This window comes from Providencia sp. (assembly GCF_052096715.1).
Lineage (GTDB): Bacteria > Pseudomonadota > Gammaproteobacteria > Enterobacterales > Enterobacteriaceae > Providencia.
Window position 1 is genome coordinate 134,501 of the sequence record NZ_JBQDNB010000007.1, and the last position, 20,135, is coordinate 154,635.

General features: G+C 39.5%; 17 protein-coding genes. All 17 read right to left on the reverse strand.

The window, feature by feature from the left end; genetic code table 11:
* Positions 1–35: 35 nt before the first annotated feature.
* Entirely contained in the window at positions 36–1,211 is a 1,176-nt protein-coding gene (locus ACTH6U_RS08195) for a hypothetical protein (RefSeq protein ID WP_441831987.1), read from the reverse strand.
* Entirely contained in the window at positions 1,211–1,945 is a 735-nt protein-coding gene (locus ACTH6U_RS08200) for a fimbrial biogenesis chaperone (RefSeq protein WP_441831988.1), read from the reverse strand. The genes ACTH6U_RS08195 and ACTH6U_RS08200 overlap by 1 nt, the downstream gene beginning before the upstream one ends.
* Positions 1,942–4,488, reverse strand: a complete 2,547-nt coding sequence (locus ACTH6U_RS08205; RefSeq protein ID WP_441831989.1) for a fimbria/pilus outer membrane usher protein — start codon at positions 4,486–4,488, stop codon at positions 1,942–1,944. Before ACTH6U_RS08205 ends, ACTH6U_RS08200 begins: the two co-directional genes overlap by 4 nt.
* Before the next feature lie 143 nt (positions 4,489–4,631).
* Positions 4,632–5,180 (reverse strand): fimbrial protein, encoded by a 549-nt coding sequence (locus tag ACTH6U_RS08210; protein WP_441831990.1) that lies wholly within the window; start codon positions 5,178–5,180, stop codon positions 4,632–4,634.
* A 963-nt stretch (positions 5,181–6,143) separates the two neighbouring features.
* The gene (glmS, locus tag ACTH6U_RS08215; RefSeq protein WP_294101660.1) at positions 6,144–7,976 is read right to left on the reverse strand and encodes a glutamine--fructose-6-phosphate transaminase (isomerizing); all 1,833 of its coding nucleotides are present in this window, start codon (positions 7,974–7,976) and stop codon (positions 6,144–6,146) included.
* 205 nt (positions 7,977–8,181) lie between these two features.
* Positions 8,182–9,555 (reverse strand): bifunctional UDP-N-acetylglucosamine diphosphorylase/glucosamine-1-phosphate N-acetyltransferase GlmU, encoded by a 1,374-nt coding sequence (gene glmU, locus ACTH6U_RS08220; protein WP_434720536.1) that lies wholly within the window; start codon positions 9,553–9,555, stop codon positions 8,182–8,184.
* Positions 9,556–9,737: 182 nt separating this feature from the next.
* Positions 9,738–10,163: a F0F1 ATP synthase subunit epsilon gene (locus ACTH6U_RS08225; RefSeq protein ID WP_294101666.1), complete on the reverse strand. Its 426-nt coding sequence runs from the start codon at positions 10,161–10,163 to the stop codon at positions 9,738–9,740.
* Between the two features lie 21 nt (positions 10,164–10,184).
* Positions 10,185–11,567, reverse strand: a complete 1,383-nt coding sequence (gene atpD / locus ACTH6U_RS08230) for a F0F1 ATP synthase subunit beta (RefSeq protein ID WP_294101669.1) — start codon at positions 11,565–11,567, stop codon at positions 10,185–10,187.
* A gap of 34 nt (positions 11,568–11,601) precedes the next feature.
* On the reverse strand, positions 11,602–12,465 hold the full coding sequence (gene atpG, locus ACTH6U_RS08235) for a F0F1 ATP synthase subunit gamma (protein ID WP_294101672.1): 864 nt from the start codon (positions 12,463–12,465) through the stop codon (positions 11,602–11,604).
* Between the two features lie 55 nt (positions 12,466–12,520).
* Entirely contained in the window at positions 12,521–14,062 is a 1,542-nt protein-coding gene (gene atpA, locus ACTH6U_RS08240; RefSeq protein WP_294101675.1) for a F0F1 ATP synthase subunit alpha, read from the reverse strand.
* Positions 14,063–14,076: 14 nt separating this feature from the next.
* On the reverse strand, positions 14,077–14,610 hold the full coding sequence (gene atpH, locus ACTH6U_RS08245) for a F0F1 ATP synthase subunit delta (protein ID WP_294101678.1): 534 nt from the start codon (positions 14,608–14,610) through the stop codon (positions 14,077–14,079).
* Positions 14,611–14,621: 11 nt separating this feature from the next.
* Positions 14,622–15,092 carry a F0F1 ATP synthase subunit B gene (gene atpF / locus ACTH6U_RS08250; RefSeq protein WP_294102575.1) on the reverse strand — a complete coding sequence of 157 codons (471 nt, stop codon included), beginning with the start codon at positions 15,090–15,092 and terminating at the stop codon, positions 14,622–14,624.
* Between the two features lie 58 nt (positions 15,093–15,150).
* Positions 15,151–15,390 carry a F0F1 ATP synthase subunit C gene (gene atpE / locus ACTH6U_RS08255; RefSeq protein WP_004393045.1) on the reverse strand — a complete coding sequence of 80 codons (240 nt, stop codon included), beginning with the start codon at positions 15,388–15,390 and terminating at the stop codon, positions 15,151–15,153.
* Positions 15,391–15,436: 46 nt separating this feature from the next.
* A complete protein-coding gene (gene atpB, locus ACTH6U_RS08260) occupies positions 15,437–16,255 on the reverse strand; it encodes a F0F1 ATP synthase subunit A (RefSeq protein ID WP_294102558.1) in 819 nt (272 codons plus the stop codon).
* A gap of 33 nt (positions 16,256–16,288) precedes the next feature.
* The gene (gene atpI / locus ACTH6U_RS08265; RefSeq protein ID WP_294102559.1) at positions 16,289–16,666 is read right to left on the reverse strand and encodes a F0F1 ATP synthase subunit I; all 378 of its coding nucleotides are present in this window, start codon (positions 16,664–16,666) and stop codon (positions 16,289–16,291) included.
* Positions 16,667–17,265: 599 nt separating this feature from the next.
* Positions 17,266–17,889: a 16S rRNA (guanine(527)-N(7))-methyltransferase RsmG gene (gene rsmG / locus ACTH6U_RS08270; protein WP_441831991.1), complete on the reverse strand. Its 624-nt coding sequence runs from the start codon at positions 17,887–17,889 to the stop codon at positions 17,266–17,268.
* Position 17,890: 1 nt separating this feature from the next.
* On the reverse strand, positions 17,891–19,780 hold the full coding sequence (gene mnmG, locus ACTH6U_RS08275) for a tRNA uridine-5-carboxymethylaminomethyl(34) synthesis enzyme MnmG (protein WP_294102561.1): 1,890 nt from the start codon (positions 19,778–19,780) through the stop codon (positions 17,891–17,893).
* Between the last annotated feature and the right edge of the window lie 355 nt (positions 19,781–20,135).

Sequence of the window (20,135 nt, forward strand, 5' to 3'; positions counted from 1 at the left end):
TCGGGTCAATGTTCCGCCAAAAATTATATTGGCCGTTACGGCATTCTGACTTCGAATGTTAATACTTGGCTATACTCACCAGCTTTGATCTTTTTCAAATCATTGGTGCTCGCCGCAATTTCTGCTCTAAACCGCTTAGTTTCACTGGTATCTTTAATATTCTTAATAAAAGATGGGTAACGATAATTAAACTGTAAATAACTCCCTTGGTCTAAATCGAAAATCTTCAACCCAATACCTTGTGGTGAACCACTTGAATGATTAATTCCCCAAAAAGTACTATTAATTGCATATCCACCCTCAGCCTTAATTTCGCCTGCAAGGTTATAAACATTACCTGTGCAAAACTGGGATTGTACCGGCCCTTTAGTCGCAGTCAGTGTAAAGTCCTCCATTCTTACTCTATTACGACTTAAATCATCAGATGAGATTGGTTGAAATTGAATAACATTTGGCGTAGTTATCCTCAATGTGCATTGTGGAACAGGAGGTGGGGGTGGAAGTAAACCTCCTCCACCTCCCATACCACCCGCATATTGACTACATGAACTATCACCTTTTTTCATAATGCAGACGGGTACAGCTCTAGCTATTACAGATGATGTTAAGGAATCTACAGCCCAATTACCGACATGATTTTGCTTATTCCATTCAAGTTTATCTATAAAATCTGCTCTAAGAGAGATTGGTGTTGCTGTAAAAGTAAGACTAAGTGTTTTATCAAACCGCGGCCATCCCGTTTTTACATTTCTGCAATCTCTCTGGCAAGGTGCAAGACTCCCATTTTTCCAATTAATGGTACTCCCCGCAGAGCTACCATCTAATAATATAGTTGGTCCCCCTGCCACCACCATTTTTGGGCCTCTAAAATTAGTTTCAGCTGGGCCAGGACTAATATAAAAAAGAAAGTTTATATCGCCTACAGCATCTCCATTATTAATACAACTTACTGTATTTGAAGATGTTACTGTAAAAACCTTATTTGCGAGTGAATAATATTCCCGTTTATCACACTTTCCGGTTTCTGGGTCACAATTATATTCCTCTACTTTTTTAGTAATCGCATCATAAACAATCTCAGAAAAACCATAAGTCATAAGAGGAAAAGAAAAATTGTCATCCCAAACACAATTTATAATAGGCCCAGCTATAGCACTACTCATAGAAAGTGAGCACAGTGCTAGCGTTCCTACAATAATGTTCCGACTCATTATGATTTATCCCTTATACACTGAGTTACAGTACAGGTATAATTTAGCGGCTGGTAAGCACCGTAATCATTTATATATTTAAGTATTACTTTCTGATTTTTAAGTTGGGCGCTTGGAAGCGTGATTTCGCTCATTGGTTTCAAAGTTACTGCATCTTTCTCACCTAATAAACTCGTTTTTCCCAAATTTACCTCAGGCAAAATAATAAAAAATGGCGTTGGATTCACCAGTTTTAATCCCTGATGACTCGGTTCCAATTTAAGTTCTTCCTGCCATACACTATTAGCTTGGGATTTTAACGCCGCTGGACGATAAAATAATTTTACCTTAAGACGCAATGCAAGCTGTATTGCATTAGGTTTATCTGATTTAGGTGGGATTTCCTGTAAATTAAAATAAAATAATGACTCTCGATCCTGAGGTAGCTTTCCTGCCTCTAACAAAGGAACAATACGTACCTGTACAGTGCTATCCTTTTCTACTCTCTGAAGCGGCGGCAGTGCAGTTAATGGTGAATTGATTTTTTCTCCCGCTTCATTTTCTAGCCAACTTTGTGCCAAATAAGGAAGTATTTTACTGTGATTAATCACATTAACAGGAGATGATTTATCGCTCCCTAATAAGATGACTCGAGTACGATCGATTGATATAGCCGCATCAGCCATACCACTTATACCTGCAAATAAAAGAAATAAGCTAACCGTTTTTCTGATAGAAAAATTTTCAAATATCATAATGTCTTTCCTGAAGAAGATGGCTCCCTGTGACAGGTGACTGGCACGATAGAAGATAAAGATAAATCTTGATTTGGAAGTGTGAATGAGCATCGTTTTCCCTCGCTATCCAATGCAACCAAAGGCGCTGTTGCACTAATACCAGAGAGATAAACTTCTCCATTTTCGCCAATAACACCAACTTGGCGATTTTGTTGTTTATCATCAACCAGAGTGCCAAAAGGAAGTTCGTTTCCTTGCGAATCGGTTAATTTGATCAATACTTTAATACCACGATAAAGATTCAGTTTGCGATAACCAATTGCCCCTTCCGTCAACACCATTTGAATGTTGGGTTCAGTAATTTCAACATCATCGGGTAAACGATTAGCATCAATCATATAATTGGTACGATAATAGTCCGGAAGGTTATTAATTACGGTAAGACCTTGAGCATTACTCGCCATTGATTGGTTACTACCTCGCTCCCCAATATAAACACCTTCAATTCCACCAGTATCAATCACTAATCTTGTATTACCTGCATATCCATCACGATGAACCGCAACGCCATACTGAGTCGCCGTAATACCCGATTTAATATTGCCTCCCAAATAATAACTATCCTTATTTATAGAGGTATTGAAAGCTGCGGCATAAGCGTCACGATTTTGCATAATATTGCCGTTAAAAGTGCTCTGCTTATAAGTATCGGAAGAATTAGTAATAGCGCCAATTGACCAAGTATTTTGCGGATCGCTACTATTCGTATAGTTCATACTTGGGGAGAAATTACTCTCAGTAAGCTGCATTCCAGTGCTAAGGTAAGAGTCAGAATTAAGTGGAATATTCAAACTGACATAAACTGAGTTATTATTTTTTTGTTTTTGCGACAAAAGAGCAGCTTTATACTCAGTACGATTAAATGAAATATAAACATTTATATTTTTGAATCTATCAATATCAAATGATTTAGATAAACTTAGACCATAACTACTACTGTCAGAAACATCCTGCCAATAAGTTTGTCGGCTATAAATAGTATTGAGCGTTATCCCTAAATCACGAAAACTCTTGCTCGCAACTAAGTTATAGCTTTCTTTACTCGTCGCAGCAAAATCAGGTAATTCGGCTAAACTAACCATATTACTCAATGAGAGATAATCTTTATCAGAAAAGCGATATCCTGCAAAAGTAATCTGACTATCAATGCTGTCGAATACTTTTGAATAATTAAAACGATAACTCTCACCTTTTCTATTTTGCTGATTTGCTACAGCATCTGAATGTGTAACATCAATAGAGAGTGCGCCGAGTGTCCCTAAATCGTAACCAACTCCACCATTAACCGCATAATAATTTTTATCCGTAAAAATAGCGCCACCGAATAGAGAAATATTAGAATAAATCCCTAAAGAAGCCTCCATCGTAGCCAACGTTGGTTTAAACGGGCCATTACTCTGATCCATTTTTCCTAGCATTGCCTTATAGCGGATATGGCCAGAGCGAGTTAGAAAAGGGACATTGGATGTTTCAATGGTTGAAATTTCTTCACTACCGTCTTCCTCTCGCACTGTCATTTTTAACAGTCCAGAAGTAGTATCTGTTAGATCTTCAATTACAAATGGGCCAGGCGGCACCATTGCTTCATAGACAATACTATCGCCTCGAGTAACAATAATTTTAGCATTAGTTTTAGCAATTCCCGTTAACTTTGGTGCATAACCACGAAAAGCAGGAGGAAGCATGCGATTATCACTAGCAATTGATATCCCAAGATAATCTAATGATTCAAAAACATTAGATTGGAGATTATCTTTGCCTATTGTTAAATGACTACCAATATTTTTTAGTGATCGAGTTACATAGGCTGCTGACGCATTAAATCGGCGCGTATTTTCACCACTATCATCGGTATACAGTGATGTTTGATAATTACTTCTAAAGCGCCATGCTTGATAGTTAACCCCTAAAGTACCATAACTAGAAATAGTCTTATTACTCGTACTGGCACTATTACGATTATTATATAGGCTGCCACTCAATGAATAATCAAATAAAGCACCTAAAATTCCATCATCCCATTGACTCGGTGGTGTCCAGTCTGGATCACTATAATTAAGCAAAGCCTGTGGAATACTGACTAATAACATACTATTTTCACGATCAATACGGCCAGTTATTCCCTCATAGCCGACGGCAAGTATACATTCTGATTTTCCAGATACTGTACGTTTATTCAATTGCGCTAAAAATGAAGCCTTAAGATCAAATTTTTCTACCGTTTGAGGTGCAAAACAGATTTGACTAATACCATCAACATTAATAACGTCAAATTTATTATTATCAATAACTCGCCCATTAACTTTTAGGCTTAAAGAGTAGCTTCCCTCCGGAATATAATCAGAGAGAGCAAAATTATTTAGGTTAATATTAGTACTATCATTCAATTCAAGTGCCCGGGATTCGAATTCAATATAATTACTATCAGCCTTGACAAGCTCAGTGACAAAAAAGCAAAAAATAACAACCGGGATGAATGAGTACTTTTTTTTATCATCCATAAATATATAGTCTCATTAAGACAATATGAGGAGAAAATTCAATTACCGAATACTCTCTCTAATTTTAAAATAGCACCAACTTACCAGTTGCTATTATTCTGGAAAGTTGATGCTGTAAAATTATTATTCTAAAAAATTAAAACTTATAAGTAGGTCAAAGAGAAACTAGTCAATGCACTATAAGAACCTGCAACAACGTTTTCGCCATCTAACTTAACTGGTTGAACAGAGAACAAGAGTGAATTATCACCTGAGCGTAAGCTGTAATCATTTGATTTTGTACCAATTTTAACATCTTTATTAGCTGAATCTAACAAACGCAGGGCTAAACCTTTAGCATCTCCAGTTACACCAAGAAATCCATTAGCGCCACCAACAGACATGCCATCAAAGCGTACATTTGCTTTAACTTCGGCAGATGCTGGATCAAAAACACAACCGATAAGTTTAATTTGGAAGGCTTTTGGCTCACCATAACCTACAGCTCTCAATTGAGCATCAGAAATTTGTCCCAAATCAATATGTTGGTTATCACCATTTTCACCCGGAGCTAGACCGCAAGGCGCTTTAATAACGGAGCCTTTAAACACGATTTCACCGCTTCCCTGTGAACCCGGAGGCGCCTCAGCAAAAGAGTAACCCGAGATGCTCATTGAAGCCAAAGTTGCTAATGCAAGCAGACGAAGTTTCATTTTTAAATTCCTTCTACAATATAAAATTAAGCAATAAAATAGTTATTACTTACGCTTAAAATAAGTGGGTATATACCATTACCATTAATCAGAACTATCTATAAATAATTAAAATCAGCCATAATTAATAATTTTTTAAAATTGAGAATAATCTTTTATTTTCAATTATGAGAATATTACTTGTAATCATTTAAATTAAACACAAAAAACCAATAAATTAATATAATTAAAAATTAAATTCTATTTAAAGTTTTTTTTAATGAAGATTAATCATTTTAACCCAAAAAAAACAAACCTACGCAACATTAATCTCCCAGGATAATATTATTAACAATAATAGAAAAATAGTATTTAATACTGAAAAAATTAAATTTTAACATCAAAAGTAGCACTGCATTCATTCCCATTAACATTAGGGTTAAAATGGAATATAAAACTTGTTTTTTATTTATTTAATACTATAAATTTATACTCCTTTATTAAGTAACCTTATCAATGAAAACAGTAAGAACTAAATAAAAAAAGCTCATTACAACTCCTATTATTGGTAAATGTAACGAATTTAAATCCCTATACTTTCTTACGAAAAAATTAAGTTGATTTTAATCCCTTACCTATTCAATAAAATAGTAAAAATATAGATTGAAGTTAATTAAACCAGAGGGAATATGCTTATTAAGCAAGCATATTTTGAAGTTAATAAATTTTGTGGAATTTTAAGCATTGAGAATGGCCCAATAAAAGCCAATTTGATAGTTAACTATATCGTAATGAACCCAAAAAATTTAAATTAGGTCTAATACGCCGACTATGGCTAGTCTCTTTAATGTTGGGAGTGTTTTAGTATAATGTTTTAACTTATCTTTCAATAAAATTGTATATTCAATGAGTTGCATGGGTATTACTTTTTACAGCTATACCCATTTTAATTTATGTGGCATACCTTGTATGCCACATAATCCATTACTCTACAGTTACAGACTTCGCCAAATTACGAGGTTGGTCGACATCTGTACCTTTAATTAAAGCCACGTGATATGACAGTAATTGCAGTGGAACAGTATAGAAAATAGGCGCGATCAGCTCTTCAACATGTGGCAGTGAAATAATTTTCATATTTTCACTTGCCTCGAAACCTGCGTCTTGATCAGCGAACACATAAAGTAAGCCGCCACGAGCGCGCACTTCTTCAATGTTTGATTTCAATTTCTCTAACAATTCATTATTCGGCGCGATAATAATAACAGGCATATCAGCATCAATCAGTGCTAATGGACCATGTTTTAGCTCACCAGCGGCGTATGCTTCCGCATGAATGTAGGAAATCTCTTTTAATTTCAAAGCCCCTTCAACCGCGATAGGGAACTGTTCACCACGACCTAAGAATAGTGCATGACTTTTATCAGAGAAATCTTCCGCCAGCGCTTCAATCACTTTATCTTGAGACAACATACTTTCAATACGCGCAGGTAAAGCATGTAGCGCGTTCGAAATATTTTGCTCTAATTCAGGATTAGCACCTTTTAAACGGCCCATATATGCCACTAACATCAACAATACTGTCAGCTGAGTGGTAAAGGCTTTAGTTGATGCAACACCGATTTCAGCGCCCGCTTTTGTCATCAAGGCAAATTCAGATTCACGGACTAATGAAGAGCCAGCGACGTTACAGATGGCTAAAGACGTTAAATAACCCAACTCTTTAGACAGACGCAAAGCTGCGAGCGTATCCGCAGTTTCGCCTGACTGAGACAGTGTTATCATCAAACTACCTTTACGAAAAGCAGGTTTACGATAACGATATTCAGAGGCTATTTCGACATCACAAGGAATTCCCGCTAGAGACTCAAACCAATAACGTGCGACCATCCCTGCATTGAAAGATGTACCACAAGCAACGATTTGAATATGCTCTACATTAGAAAGAATTTCGCTCGCTTTAGGTCCTAGCTCGCTAAGATTAATGCCATTATCTTGACTAAAACGCCCTTCTAAGGTGTTTTTAATCGCCATTGGCTGCTCATAAATCTCTTTTTGCATATAGTGGCGATAAATACCTTTATCACCTGCATCATATTGAACGCTAGATTCGATTTGTTCACGTTCAACCGCAGCACCTTGGTTATCAAAAATACGTACAGAACGGCGTGTCACTTCAGCAATATCCCCTTCTTCAAGGTAGATAAAACGACGAGTAACAGGTAAAAGCGCTAGTTGATCTGATGCTAAGAAATTTTCGCCCACACCCAGCCCAATAACTAACGGGCTACCAGAACGAGCTGCAACTAATAATTCTGGAATACGGCTATCCATAACCACTGTGCCATACGCGCCTCGTAATTGCGGGATAACACGCTGAACAACTTCGAGTAATGAACCGCCTTTTTCTTGCTCGTGATGAACAAGATGAGCAATAACTTCGGTGTCTGTCTCAGAACTAAATACATAGCCGAGTTGCTTTAGATGCTCTTTAAGCTCTAAATAATTTTCAATGATACCGTTGTGAACAACAGCAATATAACCAGATGTATGCGGGTGAGCATTTCGCTCACTTGGCGCACCATGAGTAGCCCAACGCGTATGTGCTATACCCATTCCACCAGATACTGGGTTCTTTTCAACTTCATCCGCCAGCATTTTAACTTTACCGACTTCACGTAAGCGTTGAAGATGACCTTCATGGTCAACAACCGCCATACCGGCTGAGTCATAACCACGATATTCAAGGCGACGAAGACCTTCTAATAGAATTTCTGCGATATCACGTTGTGCGACTGCACCTACAATTCCACACATAATTGATTAATTCCTAAATAATATTTTGTCGCAACCTGATTATTTTACAGTTTTCACTGTTCCCCAGCCTTGTAGAAAATGGGGTATTTTTTATCTAACTATTTTTATATTGCTACCTTAGGTAGCTATTTTATGTGTAACTATTTTAAATATTTTCTAGTACTGCATTTTAAAATAGGGGAAATACATTATTTCCCCTTAAAATTTATTTATTTTTTTTTACTGGTCGTTGCCAGTTTTTAATATGTATTTGTTTAACACGACTCACGACTAATTCGTCTTCATTTACATCTCGAGTTACCGTGGTTCCAGCACCAATGGTTGCACCGTTAGCAATCGAAACAGGGGCGATTAATTGAGTATCTGAACCAACAAAAACATCATTACCAATCACAGTCTTATATTTATTCGCACCATCATAGTTACAAGTAATTGTTCCGGCACCAATATTCACATTATCGCCAATTTGAGCATCACCTAAATAAGATAAGTGACCGGCTTTGGAACCAAGTCCCAGTGAGGCATTTTTTATTTCAACAAAATTGCCTACATGCGCTTTAGCTGCCAATTTAGCACCTGGACGTAAACGAGCAAAAGGTCCAACTGTACAATCAGCAGATAATTCAGAATTTTCTATAACTGAATAAGGACTAATTATTGAGTTATCGCCTATCACACAGTCTTTTAAAATACAGCCTGATTGAATTTGGACGTTATTACCAAGAGTCACATGACCTTCAATAATCACATTGGTATCAATAACAATATCGCGCCCATGCGTTAAAGTTCCGCGAATATCAAAACGGTCAGGATCAATTAACATCACGCCCGCTAATAATAATTTTTCGGCTTGCTCTTTTTGGTAAATACGTTCAAGAGCAGCAAGTTGCAGTCTATTATTCACGCCTTCCATTTCACTAAGACGGCTTGGATGAACAGTCGCAACCTTATTTCCTTCTTTATGAGCAAGTGCAATAATATCAGTAATATAATATTCGCCTTGCGCATTATCATTATTCAGTTGAGCCAACCAACGTTTGAAGTCTTTACCGCTTGCAACCATAATTCCTGTATTAATTTCTTGGATTTTACGTTGCGCTTCAGTGGCATCTTTTTGCTCTATAATACCAATGACTTCATTATTTTCACGAATGATACGGCCATAACCTGTTGGGTTATCTAAAATAACAGTCAGTAAACCAATACCGCCTTCAGGTTTCACTTCAATAAGACGCTGTAAGGTGTCCTGCGCAATCAAAGGCACATCACCATATAACATAATGATATCTTCATCGTCTTGAAAGTTAGGCGCAGCTTGCTGCATTGCATGACCCGTTCCAAGCTGCTCAGCTTGTAAAACCCAATTTAAATTTTGGTCACCCAATTTATTTTTCAGTAAATCACCGCCATGCCCGTATACCAGATGGATATCTGATGCACCGATAGATTTTGCTGTATCAATAACATGCTGAACCATTGGTTTACCTGCAAGTAAATGCAAAACCTTAGGCAGCTCTGAATACATCCGTGTGCCTTTACCGGCAGCTAAAATCACGACACTTTTTCTTTGCACAGTCATATTTTCCTGAAACTCCAACTTTGGGGTGAAAGTAAACCTATTTCCTGTCTAAATTACTACATATTTCGCATAAATAAAAAAGCCAGTTAGCATAAACCAACTGGCTTCTCACTATATACCCTTTGTTTTTCAAGCTACAACCATATTGACTGTAGCTCAAATTATTTTAGGTATAGCTATAATTACATAAGCTTTTTAGTCAATTCGATTACTCGAAGTTTGGCTATTGCTTTTGCAAGTTCTGCCGATGCCTGAGCATAATCAACATCACCGTGTGCTTTGCGAATATGTTCTTCCGCTTTGCGTTTAGATTCCACTGCGCGAGCTTCATCTAAGTCTTTACCACGGATAGCTGTATCAGCAAGTACGATAACACCTGTTGGCTGTACTTCTAAAATACCGCCTGAGAGGTAAATTAGCTCTTCTTCACCAAACTGCTTAGTAATACGTACCATGCCCGGTTTTATGGCAGTCAGCAGCGGGGTATGCTGTGGATAAATCCCTAGCTCACCTTCACTACCTGTTACCTGAATTTTCTGTACTAGGCCTTCAAACAAACGTTTTTCGGCACTAACCACATTCAGGTAGTATGTCATTGCAGATACCATATCAACCTCCTGTCAGTCGGATTAAAGCTTTTTGGCTTTTTCCACTGCTTCGTCAATGGTACCAACCATATAGAACGCCTGCTCTGGCAAATGGTCGTAATCACCGTTCAGAATGCCACTGAAGCCACGAATAGTGTCTTTCAGGGAAACGAACTTACCAGGTGAACCCGTAAAGACTTCAGCAACGAAGAATGGCTGAGACAGGAAGCGCTGGATCTTACGAGCACGAGCAACAACCAGTTTGTCTTCTTCAGACAATTCATCCATACCCAAGATTGCAATAATGTCTTTCAATTCTTGGTAACGTTGCAGGATAGACTGAACGCCACGAGCGACATCATAATGCTCTTGACCAACAACTAATGGGTCAAGTTGACGACTTGTTGAGTCCAGAGGGTCAACCGCAGGGTAAATACCCAAAGATGCGATTTGACGGCTCAGAACGACAGTTGCGTCTAAGTGAGCAAATGTTGTTGCTGGTGATGGGTCAGTCAAGTCATCCGCAGGAACGTAAACCGCTTGTACGGAAGTGATTGAACCTGTTTGAGTTGAAGTAATACGTTCTTGTAAAACACCCATCTCTTCCGCCAGCGTTGGTTGGTAACCTACCGCTGATGGCATACGACCTAACAGTGCTGATACTTCAGTACCTGCTAGTGTATAACGATAAATGTTGTCAACGAACAGCAGTACGTCACGACCTTCGTCACGGAATTTTTCAGCCATAGTCAGACCCGTTAACGCTACGCGCAGACGGTTTCCTGGTGGCTCGTTCATCTGGCCATAAACCAGTGATACTTTATCCAGAACGTTAGAGTCATTCATTTCATGATAGAAGTCGTTCCCTTCACGAGTACGCTCACCAACACCGGCAAACACTGAGTAACCTGAGTGTTCAATCGCGATGTTACGGATAAGTTCCATCATATTTACTGTTTTACCAACACCCGCACCACCAAACAGACCTACTTTACCACCTTTCGCGAATGGACAAATTAAGTCCATTACTTTGATACCGGTTTCAAGCAATTCTGTTGAGTTAGCTAATTCTTCATAGCTTGGTGCTGCACGGTGAATTGACCAGCGTTCTTCTTCGCCGATATCACCTTTCATATCAATAGGGTCACCCAGAACGTTCATGATACGTCCTAGAGTTGCTTTACCTACTGGTACTTCAATTGGGTGTTCTAGGTTTAGAACTTCTAAACCACGGCTTAGGCCATCTGATGTACCCATTGCGATACAACGAACAACACCACCGCCTAGCTGTTGCTGAACTTCCAGCACCAGTTTATCTTTACCGTTCATTACCTCAAGAGCATCGTACACTTTCGGTACGTTATCTTGAGGGAACTCGACGTCCACAACGGCGCCGATTACCTGGATAATCTTTCCAGTAGCCATCTTGAATCCTCTACGTAATTCGTAAACCTAGCTGTTAAACCGCGGAAGCACCCGAAACAATTTCGGTAAGCTCCTGAGTAATGCTGGCCTGACGAGCTTTGTTGTAAACCAACTGCAACTCTTTGATCAGGTTTCCACCATTATCAGTAGCGGCTTTCATCGCTACCATTCGTGCGGCCTGCTCACTAGCCAGGTTTTCAACGACGCCCTGATAAACCTGAGACTCGATATAACGACGTAGCAGGGTATCCAGCAACGCCTTAGGATCGGGTTCATATATATAATCCCAAGACTTCTTCTTCAAAGTTTCATCATTGCTTGGAGGCAATGGCAATACTTGAAGAATAGTTGGCTCCTGAGACATTGTATTGATGAACTTATTAGTCACCACATACAGTTTATCTAAACGCCCTTCATCATAGGCTTGTAGCATAGAGTTAACTGGACCAATCAAATCTGAAAGCGTAGGGTTATCCCCCATTCCTGTAACCTGTGTAACGACATTACCGCCAACAGACCCAAAGAATGAAACTGCTTTAGAACCGATTAAAGCCAAATCAACCTGAACATTTTTCTCAGACCATAGCTTCATGTCTGTTAACAGTTTTTTGAACAAGTTAATATTCAAACCACCGCACAGACCACGGTCTGTTGAAACAACCAAATACCCAACGCGTTTAACTTCACGCTCTTCGAGATATGGATGTTTATATTCCAGATTACCTAAAGCTAGGTGACCAATCACACTGCGCATAGTCTCCGCATAAGGACGGCTAGCCGCCATGCGTTCCTGCGATTTACGCATTTTAGACGCAGCAACCATTTCCATCGCTTTAGTGATTTTTTGCGTGTTTTGCACGCTAGCAATCTTGGAACGTATCTCTTTTGCGCCGGCCATTACTGCTTCTCCTTATTAACCAGACGGCCCATAAAAATTCACGGGCCGAATAGTATTACCAGGACTGAGTTGCTTTAAATGACTCGAGCAGTTTTTTCAACTTGCCTTCGATATCATCGTTATAGTTACCCGCCTGGCCGATTTCGTTCATAAGGTCAGCATGCTCGCGCAGTGCAAAAGAAACTAATGCAGCTTCAAATGCACCAATTTTCGCTAACTCAACATCATCCAAATATCCACGTTCCGCAGCAAACAGAGACAGAGACTGTTCTGCTACTGACATTGGTGCATATTGTTTCTGTTTCAGCAGTTCAGTTACTTTCTGACCATGGCTCAACTGTTTACGAGTTGCGTCATCGAGGTCGGAAGCAAACTGAGCAAACGCCGCCAGTTCACGATATTGAGCAAGTGCAGTACGGATACCACCAGACAATTTCTTGATAATTTTAGTCTGAGCAGCACCACCAACACGAGATACGGAAATACCTGGGTTAACCGCTGGACGAATACCAGAGTTAAACAGGTTAGATTCCAGGAAGATCTGACCATCTGTAATCGAAATTACGTTAGTCGGTACGAATGCAGAAACGTCACCGCCTTGGGTTTCAATGATAGGCAGAGCCGTCAATGAACCTGTTTTGCCTTTAACTTCACCTTTAGTAAAGTTTTCAACGTATTCAGCATTAACACGAGCAGCACGCTCAAGTAAACGTGAATGCAAATAGAAAACATCACCTGGGTAAGCTTCACGTCCTGGTGGACGACGCAGTAGCAGTGAAATCTGACGGTATGCAACAGCCTGTTTAGACAGGTCATCATAAACAATCAGTGCATCTTCACCACGGTCACGGAAATATTCACCCATTGCGCAACCGGAGTATGCGGACAGGTATTGCAGTGCAGCTGATTCAGATGCCGTTGCAACAACAACAATGGTATTTTCCAGAGCGCCGTGTTCTTCGAGTTTACGTACTACGTTAGAAATTGTTGAAGCTTTCTGACCGATAGCAACGTAAACACATTTGATGCCAGAATCACGTTGATTAATAATCGCATCGATCGCTAGCGCAGTTTTACCTGTCTGGCGGTCACCGATGACAAGCTCACGCTGGCCACGGCCGATTGGGATCATTGCATCAACTGATTTATAACCAGTTTGTACAGGTTGATCAACCGATTGACGTTCGATAACACCTGGAGCGATAACTTCAATTGGGGAGAAGCCATCATGCTCAACAGGGCCTTTACCATCAATTGGTTGGCCCAGTGTATTCACGATACGTCCAAGTAGACCACGGCCTACTGGAACTTCAAGAATACGACCAGTACATTTTACTTTCATGCCTTCAGCCAAATCGGCATAAGGACCCATTACAACCGCACCAACAGAGTCACGCTCTAAGTTCAATGCAATTGCATAACGGCTGCCAGGCAGTGCGATCATCTCACCCTGCATGACTTCGGCTAAACCGTGAATACGAATGATACCGTCATTAACGGACACAATCGTACCTTCATTGTGAGCTTCACTCACAACATCAAACTGAGCAATACGCTGTTTGATCAGTTCGCTGATTTCGGTGGAATTCAGTTGCATATGCTCCAGTCCCCTTAAGACTGCAAGACGTCAGTTAAACGCTCTAAGCGACCGCGGACACTTCCGTCTATGACGAGGTCTCCAGCACGAATGATCACTCCAGCAATAACAGACTTGTCAATTTTGCAATTCAGCTTAACTTTGCGTGACAGACGTTTTTCCATCGCTGCAGAAATTTTAGCTGACTGCTGTTCATTCAGTTCGGTAGCAGAAATCACATCAACTTCAATCGTTGACTCCAGCGAATCGCGCAATTGAATAAATTGTACGAGAACTTCTGGAAGCGTGGTTAAACGCCCGTTTTCAGCCATGATACGAATCAGATTTTGAACATGCTCGTCAATTTCATCTCCGCAAACAGAGATAAACGTTTTGGCTAATGTTTCTGGTGCAATAGAACCAGAAAGTAGCTCACCAACCTGTTCATTTTGCGACACCAAAGAGGTGAAGCTCAGCATATTCTGCCATTTATCAACGGATTGATTATCTACAGCAAAGTCAAAAGCTGCTTTGGCGTAGGGGCGAGCTACAGTAGCAATTTCAGACATGCCCCTCCCTCCTACAGTTCAGCGACTAGTTTATCAACGATGTCGCTGTTAGCAGCTTCATCCACGGAACGTTCTATGATCTTCTCGGCACCTGCGATAGCAAGCATCGCAACCTGTTTACGTAACTCTTCACGTGCACGTTTACGCTCAGCATCAATTTCCGCTTGCGCTTGTGCTACGATTTTTGCACGTTCTGTTTCAGCTTCTGCTTTTGCTTCTTCAATCATCATACTGCGTTGTTTATTCGCTTGTTCGATGATCACTTGTGCTTCTGCTTTTGCTTTCTTCAGTCGGTCGGTTGCGTCGGTTTGCGCTAGTTCCAGGTTCTTTTTAGCACGTTCTGCGGAAGATAAACCGTCAGCAATTTCTTTTTGACGTTTTTCTATGGCCGCCATAATCGGTGGCCATACATACTTCATACAGAACAAAACAAACAGGACAAACGCGATAGCCTGGCCGAGGATTGTTGCATTCAGATTCACAGACAATACCTCTTATTTATTAGTGAGTTAATGTTCTTAATGTGTTCCGTAATGCTAATTAGGCAACAGCGAACATTACATACAAGCCCAGACCAACAGCAATCATCGGAATAGCATCTACTAGACCCATTACGATAAAAAACTGTGTACGCAGTAGAGGTATTAAATCTGGCTGACGAGCAGCGCCTTCTAAAAATTTACCACCTAGGATGCCGATACCGATCGCAGCACCGATCGCCGCTAAACCCATCATTATAGCGGCAGCCATGTACAGCAGATCCATATTCAGGTTTTCCATGACAGTCTCCAGTTTGTTTCAGTTAATTCAATTATTGATAGAAAAATTAGTGCTCTTCAGATGCCATCGAGAGATAGACAACAGTCAGAACCATAAAAATAAAGGCTTGTAGCGTAATAATCAATATGTGGAAGATAGCCCAAGGCAGGCTTAGCAACCACTGTGACCACCACGGTAGTAATGCCGCGATAAGAATAAAGATCAATTCACCTGCATACATGTTACCAAACAGTCGTAGACCGAGTGATACAGGTTTTGATAGCAGGCTTACTCCTTCAAGAATTAAGTTTACCGGAATAAAGATAGGATGATTAAAAGGTTGAAGAGTCAACTCTTTCGTAAATCCACCAATTCCTTTCATCTTAATGCTATAAAAGATTATTAGGATAAACACGCCGATCGCCATAGATAAAGTCACACTCACATCTGCTGTCGGAACTGCACGCAGAGCAGGTAGCCCTAAATAATGCTCACCAATATATGGAAGGAAATCGATTGGTAGTAAATCCATGAGGTTCATTAAAAATACCCAGATGAACACGGTTAATGCCAACGGGGCAATAACTTTGCTCTTACCGTGATACATATCACGGACTGAGTTATCAACGAAACCAATGATCAGTTCTATTGCAGTCTGTAACTTACCGGGTACGCCACTAGTCGCATTAACGGCAACTCTTCTAAATAGCCACAGGAACAGAGCCCCGAGAACTACCGAGAAAAAAAGCGAGTCAATGTTCAACGTCCAAAATGTTGGACTAGCTTGGGGATTGACCAACTCAAAGGTACGTAAGTCTAACTGAAGGTTATTCAGATGGTGACTTATGTACTCATTTGTAGTCATCACTTCTCCTGATGCAGACATGATGCCTCTTACCCTTTTGTAGTTTAAAAATACTTACCGTTTAAAAACGGCTGGTGCAACAATCTGAACAATTAGCACCGCTAAATAGGTCAAACCCAGTGGTGTCAGTGACGCTTTAAACACACCAAAAGCAACAACTAAGACAATTATAGTTGTAACAACCTTTAGCCCTGCTCCTAACGCAAAGAACCAGGCAATGCGGACAGGTTCATCCTCTTCTTTTGCTTTTTGGATACGTGATAGCAGCATGAATACAATATTAGGTAACCAGCATGCTAACCCACCCGCAAGAGCAGAGGCTCCCCATTCTATACTATTTGCACAGAAAGCCCCACTGAGGATAACAAAAGTTATTAACTGAACAGACAACTGTTTTACAGCATTGGTGTTGTCGTAAAGGGATACAGACATAACTTTTGATGTTCTCCCAGCTCTTCTCAGCTCAGAAACGCTAAGTGTTGTATAAAACTGCCTTTGCTTAAATGTGTCAAGAGACAAAAACGAGCAAATTATACGGGCAGGCGAAATGAATTCAATCAGTAAGTAGCGAAAAGGTGAATAAATATTTAATTTTTTCGAGATAGCGCAGAATTGTCACTGTAATAATTAATAATTGATTAACAATCTGACAACTAAAAAATCTTTTATGTGATTTACATCACACTAAATATTAATGACTTTATTTATTCCATCGCATCCCTAGCCGGATAAATAAGGTTTTGATCGGTAAATCAAATAATTAACTGATACAATTTTTAATCAAAATAATGATGCAATAAATCAAATATTTAATTATTAACTATCTGTAGTGCTAAAACGATTAACTTAAAATATCCCGTTAGGATGACTTTTTCCTTTCAAATCATTATTTATGCCATTTTTTCGTTATTAGCATGTAAATTTTACGTAAAATACGAATAATATATATTCAAACTAAAATGAAATAGCCGTAACATTGTAAATGCACGGCTATGGCTCAAAAAGATAAATTTATTTGATAACAAGCAACTTTATTTTATAGATAACTTAACTAAATGGCGCTGTTCATCAAGTTCAGGAATTTCAAGTTCGATAATTGATTGCACTACAAAACCTTCAGGAAGCTCAGTAATTTCTTCATCACGTATCACGCCTTTTAAGGCATAAAATTGCCCTTCAGGAGAAGGCAGATGATGACACCAACTTAACATATCATTCAAAGAAGCAAATGCACGACTGATTACACCATCAAATCCATCTTTAAATTGATACTCTTCAACACGCGATTGAACAGGTTCAATATTATTGAGACCTAACTCATGCTGAACTTGTTTTAAGAAGCGTATACGCTTTCCTAAGCTGTCTAACAGCACGAAATGGGAATCTGGTCGAACTATTGCTAAAGGAACGCCAGGTAGACCAGGGCCTGTTCCTACATCAATAAACGTGGAGCCTGTTAGATGACCGTTCACCACTATGCTATCCATAATATGACGAATAAGCATTTGTTGAGGATCTCGAACTGACGTCAAGTTATAGGCTTTATTCCATTTAACCAATAACTCGACATACCCTACTAATTGTTGTTTTTGTTTATCTGTTAAGCTGATATCCGCTTTGGCTAACAACTGAGTCAGTTTTGATAGTAAATCCATTTTATGCACTCCGACGCAGTATGCCTTGTTTTTTTAACCAAACGAGTAAGATTGAAATTGCCGCTGGGGTAATTCCTGAAATACGGGAAGCTTGGCCAATTGATGTTGGTTTATGATCATTCAATTTAGCCATAACTTCGTTCGATAAACCTTTAACTTGTTTGTAATCAAGATCGATAGGCAATAAAGCGGTTTCATTACGTAGTTGTCGTTCGATCTCTTCTTTTTGACGAGAGATATAACCTTCATACTTAACTTGAACTTCAACTTGATCCGCAGCTTGTGGATCTTCGATCCCTGGGGCAAAAAGATTTAATGATGTTAGTAATCGATAACTTATTTCTGGACGACGTAATAAATCTTCACCGCTCGCTTCTTTAGACAGCGGAGCTGCTAAAATTTGATTAACTTCATCATGACCTTCAGATTTAGGGTGAACCCAGATATCTTTTAAGCGTTGACGTTCTTTTTCAATCAGTTCAACTTTTCGGTTGAAGTGTTCCCAACGAACGTCATCAACTAGACCTAATTCGCGACCTTTTTCGGTTAAACGTAAATCTGCATTATCCTCTCGCAGCATCAACCGGTATTCAGCGCGAGAAGTAAACATACGGTAGGGTTCTTTTGTTCCTAAGGTACAGAGGTCATCAACTAGAACGCCCATATAAGCTTGGTCACGGCGTGGGAACCAACCTTCTAATCCATTGGCATATTGAGCAGCATTTAGTCCAGCAAGTAAGCCTTGAGCACCAGCTTCTTCATATCCAGTTGTGCCATTAATTTGACCAGCAAAGAAAAGGCCTTCAATAAATTTACTTTCTAGTGTTTGTTTAAGATCCCTTGGGTCAAAGAAATCATATTCAATCGCATAACCAGGACGAATGATCCTTGCGTTTTCCATTCCTTTCATTGAATGAACAATTTGCATTTGTACATCAAACGGTAAGCTGGTGGAGATACCATTTGGATAAATTTCGTTGCTTGTTAAGCCTTCTGGTTCTAAAAAGATCTGATGTGAATTTTTGTCAGCAAAACGCATGACTTTATCTTCGATCGAAGGACAATAACGAGGTCCGATCCCTTCGATGATCCCTGCATACATTGGGCTACGATCTAAATTATTTCTGATCACTTCATGTGTTTTTTCATTGGTATAGGTGATATAGCAAGGCATCTGTTGTGGATGTTGATCTTGTCTACCTAAAAATGAAAATACAGGCATTGGGTCGTCACCTAATTGTTGCGCTAGTTGACTAAAATCGATAGTTCTTGCATCAATTCTTGGTGGTGTTCCTGTTTTTAAGCGATTAACGCGAAAAGGCAGTTCTCTCAAACGTTGTGAAAGTGAAATTGAAGGAGGATCACCTGCTCTACCACCACTATAATTTTCTAAACCAATATGAATTTTTCCATCTAGAAAAGTTCCTACAGTTAGTACCACAGATTTAGCTTTAAACTTAAGTCCCATACGGGTTACAGCACCCGTTACGATATTATTTTCAACAATTAAATCTTCTACAGGTTGTTGAAATATCATTAGATTAGGTTGATTTTCTAATGCAGTTCTCACAGCTTGTCGATACAAGACACGGTCTGCTTGTGCACGAGTAGCTCGAACAGCAGGACCTTTGCTTGCATTAAGAGTTCTAAATTGGATACCGGCCTTATCAGTGGCTGTAGCCATTAATCCACCGAGAGCATCAATTTCCCTTACCAGATGTCCCTTACCGATCCCACCGATGGCTGGGTTGCAAGACATCTGACCCAATGTATCAATATTGTGAGTCAGCAATAGGGTTTGACGCCCCATACGTGCAGCTGCCATTGCTGCTTCAGTACCGGCATGACCACCACCAATTACGATGACGTCAAATTGTTCTGGATAAAACATGTGTGAGCCTTAACGTTAGAAAATGCTAACTGTGCATTTGAGAAATGAATTCTACTCAAGTTTTAAGAATAGACCAACCCCTGTAAGCATCAGCCTTATAGTATTAAGATCTTTTTTCTTTAAGATCTCTTTATTAGATCTATTATTAGGATCGAAGGTTTCTGTGGATAAGTGATTTTTCACTATAAAGATCATTACAGTGTAAAGGATCATATACTGTGAATGATCCGTGATCTCTTTACGTATAAGCTGGGATCAAAAAAGGGACTTATACACAGGCTCTGGTCGACCTAAAAGTTATACTATGGATAACTACGGGTTAATACCACTGTTTCCCCTAAGTTATCCACATTCA

Coding starts and splice junctions, on each gene's coding strand:
- glmS (WP_294101660.1), bottom strand. CDS start 7,976: ATGTGTGGAATTGTAGGTGCAGTCGCACAACGTGATATCGCAGAAATT.
- ACTH6U_RS08225 (WP_294101666.1), bottom strand. CDS start 10,163: ATGGTATCTGCAATGACATACTACCTGAATGTGGTTAGTGCCGAAAAA.
- atpA (WP_294101675.1), bottom strand. CDS start 14,062: ATGCAACTGAATTCCACCGAAATCAGCGAACTGATCAAACAGCGTATT.
- atpI (WP_294102559.1), bottom strand. CDS start 16,666: ATGTCTGTATCCCTTTACGACAACACCAATGCTGTAAAACAGTTGTCT.
- atpH (WP_294101678.1), bottom strand. CDS start 14,610: ATGTCTGAAATTGCTACTGTAGCTCGCCCCTACGCCAAAGCAGCTTTT.
- atpD (WP_294101669.1), bottom strand. CDS start 11,567: ATGGCTACTGGAAAGATTATCCAGGTAATCGGCGCCGTTGTGGACGTC.
- atpG (WP_294101672.1), bottom strand. CDS start 12,465: ATGGCCGGCGCAAAAGAGATACGTTCCAAGATTGCTAGCGTGCAAAAC.
- ACTH6U_RS08195 (WP_441831987.1), bottom strand. CDS start 1,211: ATGAGTCGGAACATTATTGTAGGAACGCTAGCACTGTGCTCACTTTCT.
- ACTH6U_RS08200 (WP_441831988.1), bottom strand. CDS start 1,945: ATGATATTTGAAAATTTTTCTATCAGAAAAACGGTTAGCTTATTTCTT.
- rsmG (WP_441831991.1), bottom strand. CDS start 17,889: ATGGATTTACTATCAAAACTGACTCAGTTGTTAGCCAAAGCGGATATC.
- mnmG (WP_294102561.1), bottom strand. CDS start 19,780: ATGTTTTATCCAGAACAATTTGACGTCATCGTAATTGGTGGTGGTCAT.
- atpB (WP_294102558.1), bottom strand. CDS start 16,255: ATGTCTGCATCAGGAGAAGTGATGACTACAAATGAGTACATAAGTCAC.
- ACTH6U_RS08205 (WP_441831989.1), bottom strand. CDS start 4,488: ATGGATGATAAAAAAAAGTACTCATTCATCCCGGTTGTTATTTTTTGC.
- glmU (WP_434720536.1), bottom strand. CDS start 9,555: ATGACTGTGCAAAGAAAAAGTGTCGTGATTTTAGCTGCCGGTAAAGGC.
- ACTH6U_RS08210 (WP_441831990.1), bottom strand. CDS start 5,180: ATGAAACTTCGTCTGCTTGCATTAGCAACTTTGGCTTCAATGAGCATC.
- atpE (WP_004393045.1), bottom strand. CDS start 15,390: ATGGAAAACCTGAATATGGATCTGCTGTACATGGCTGCCGCTATAATG.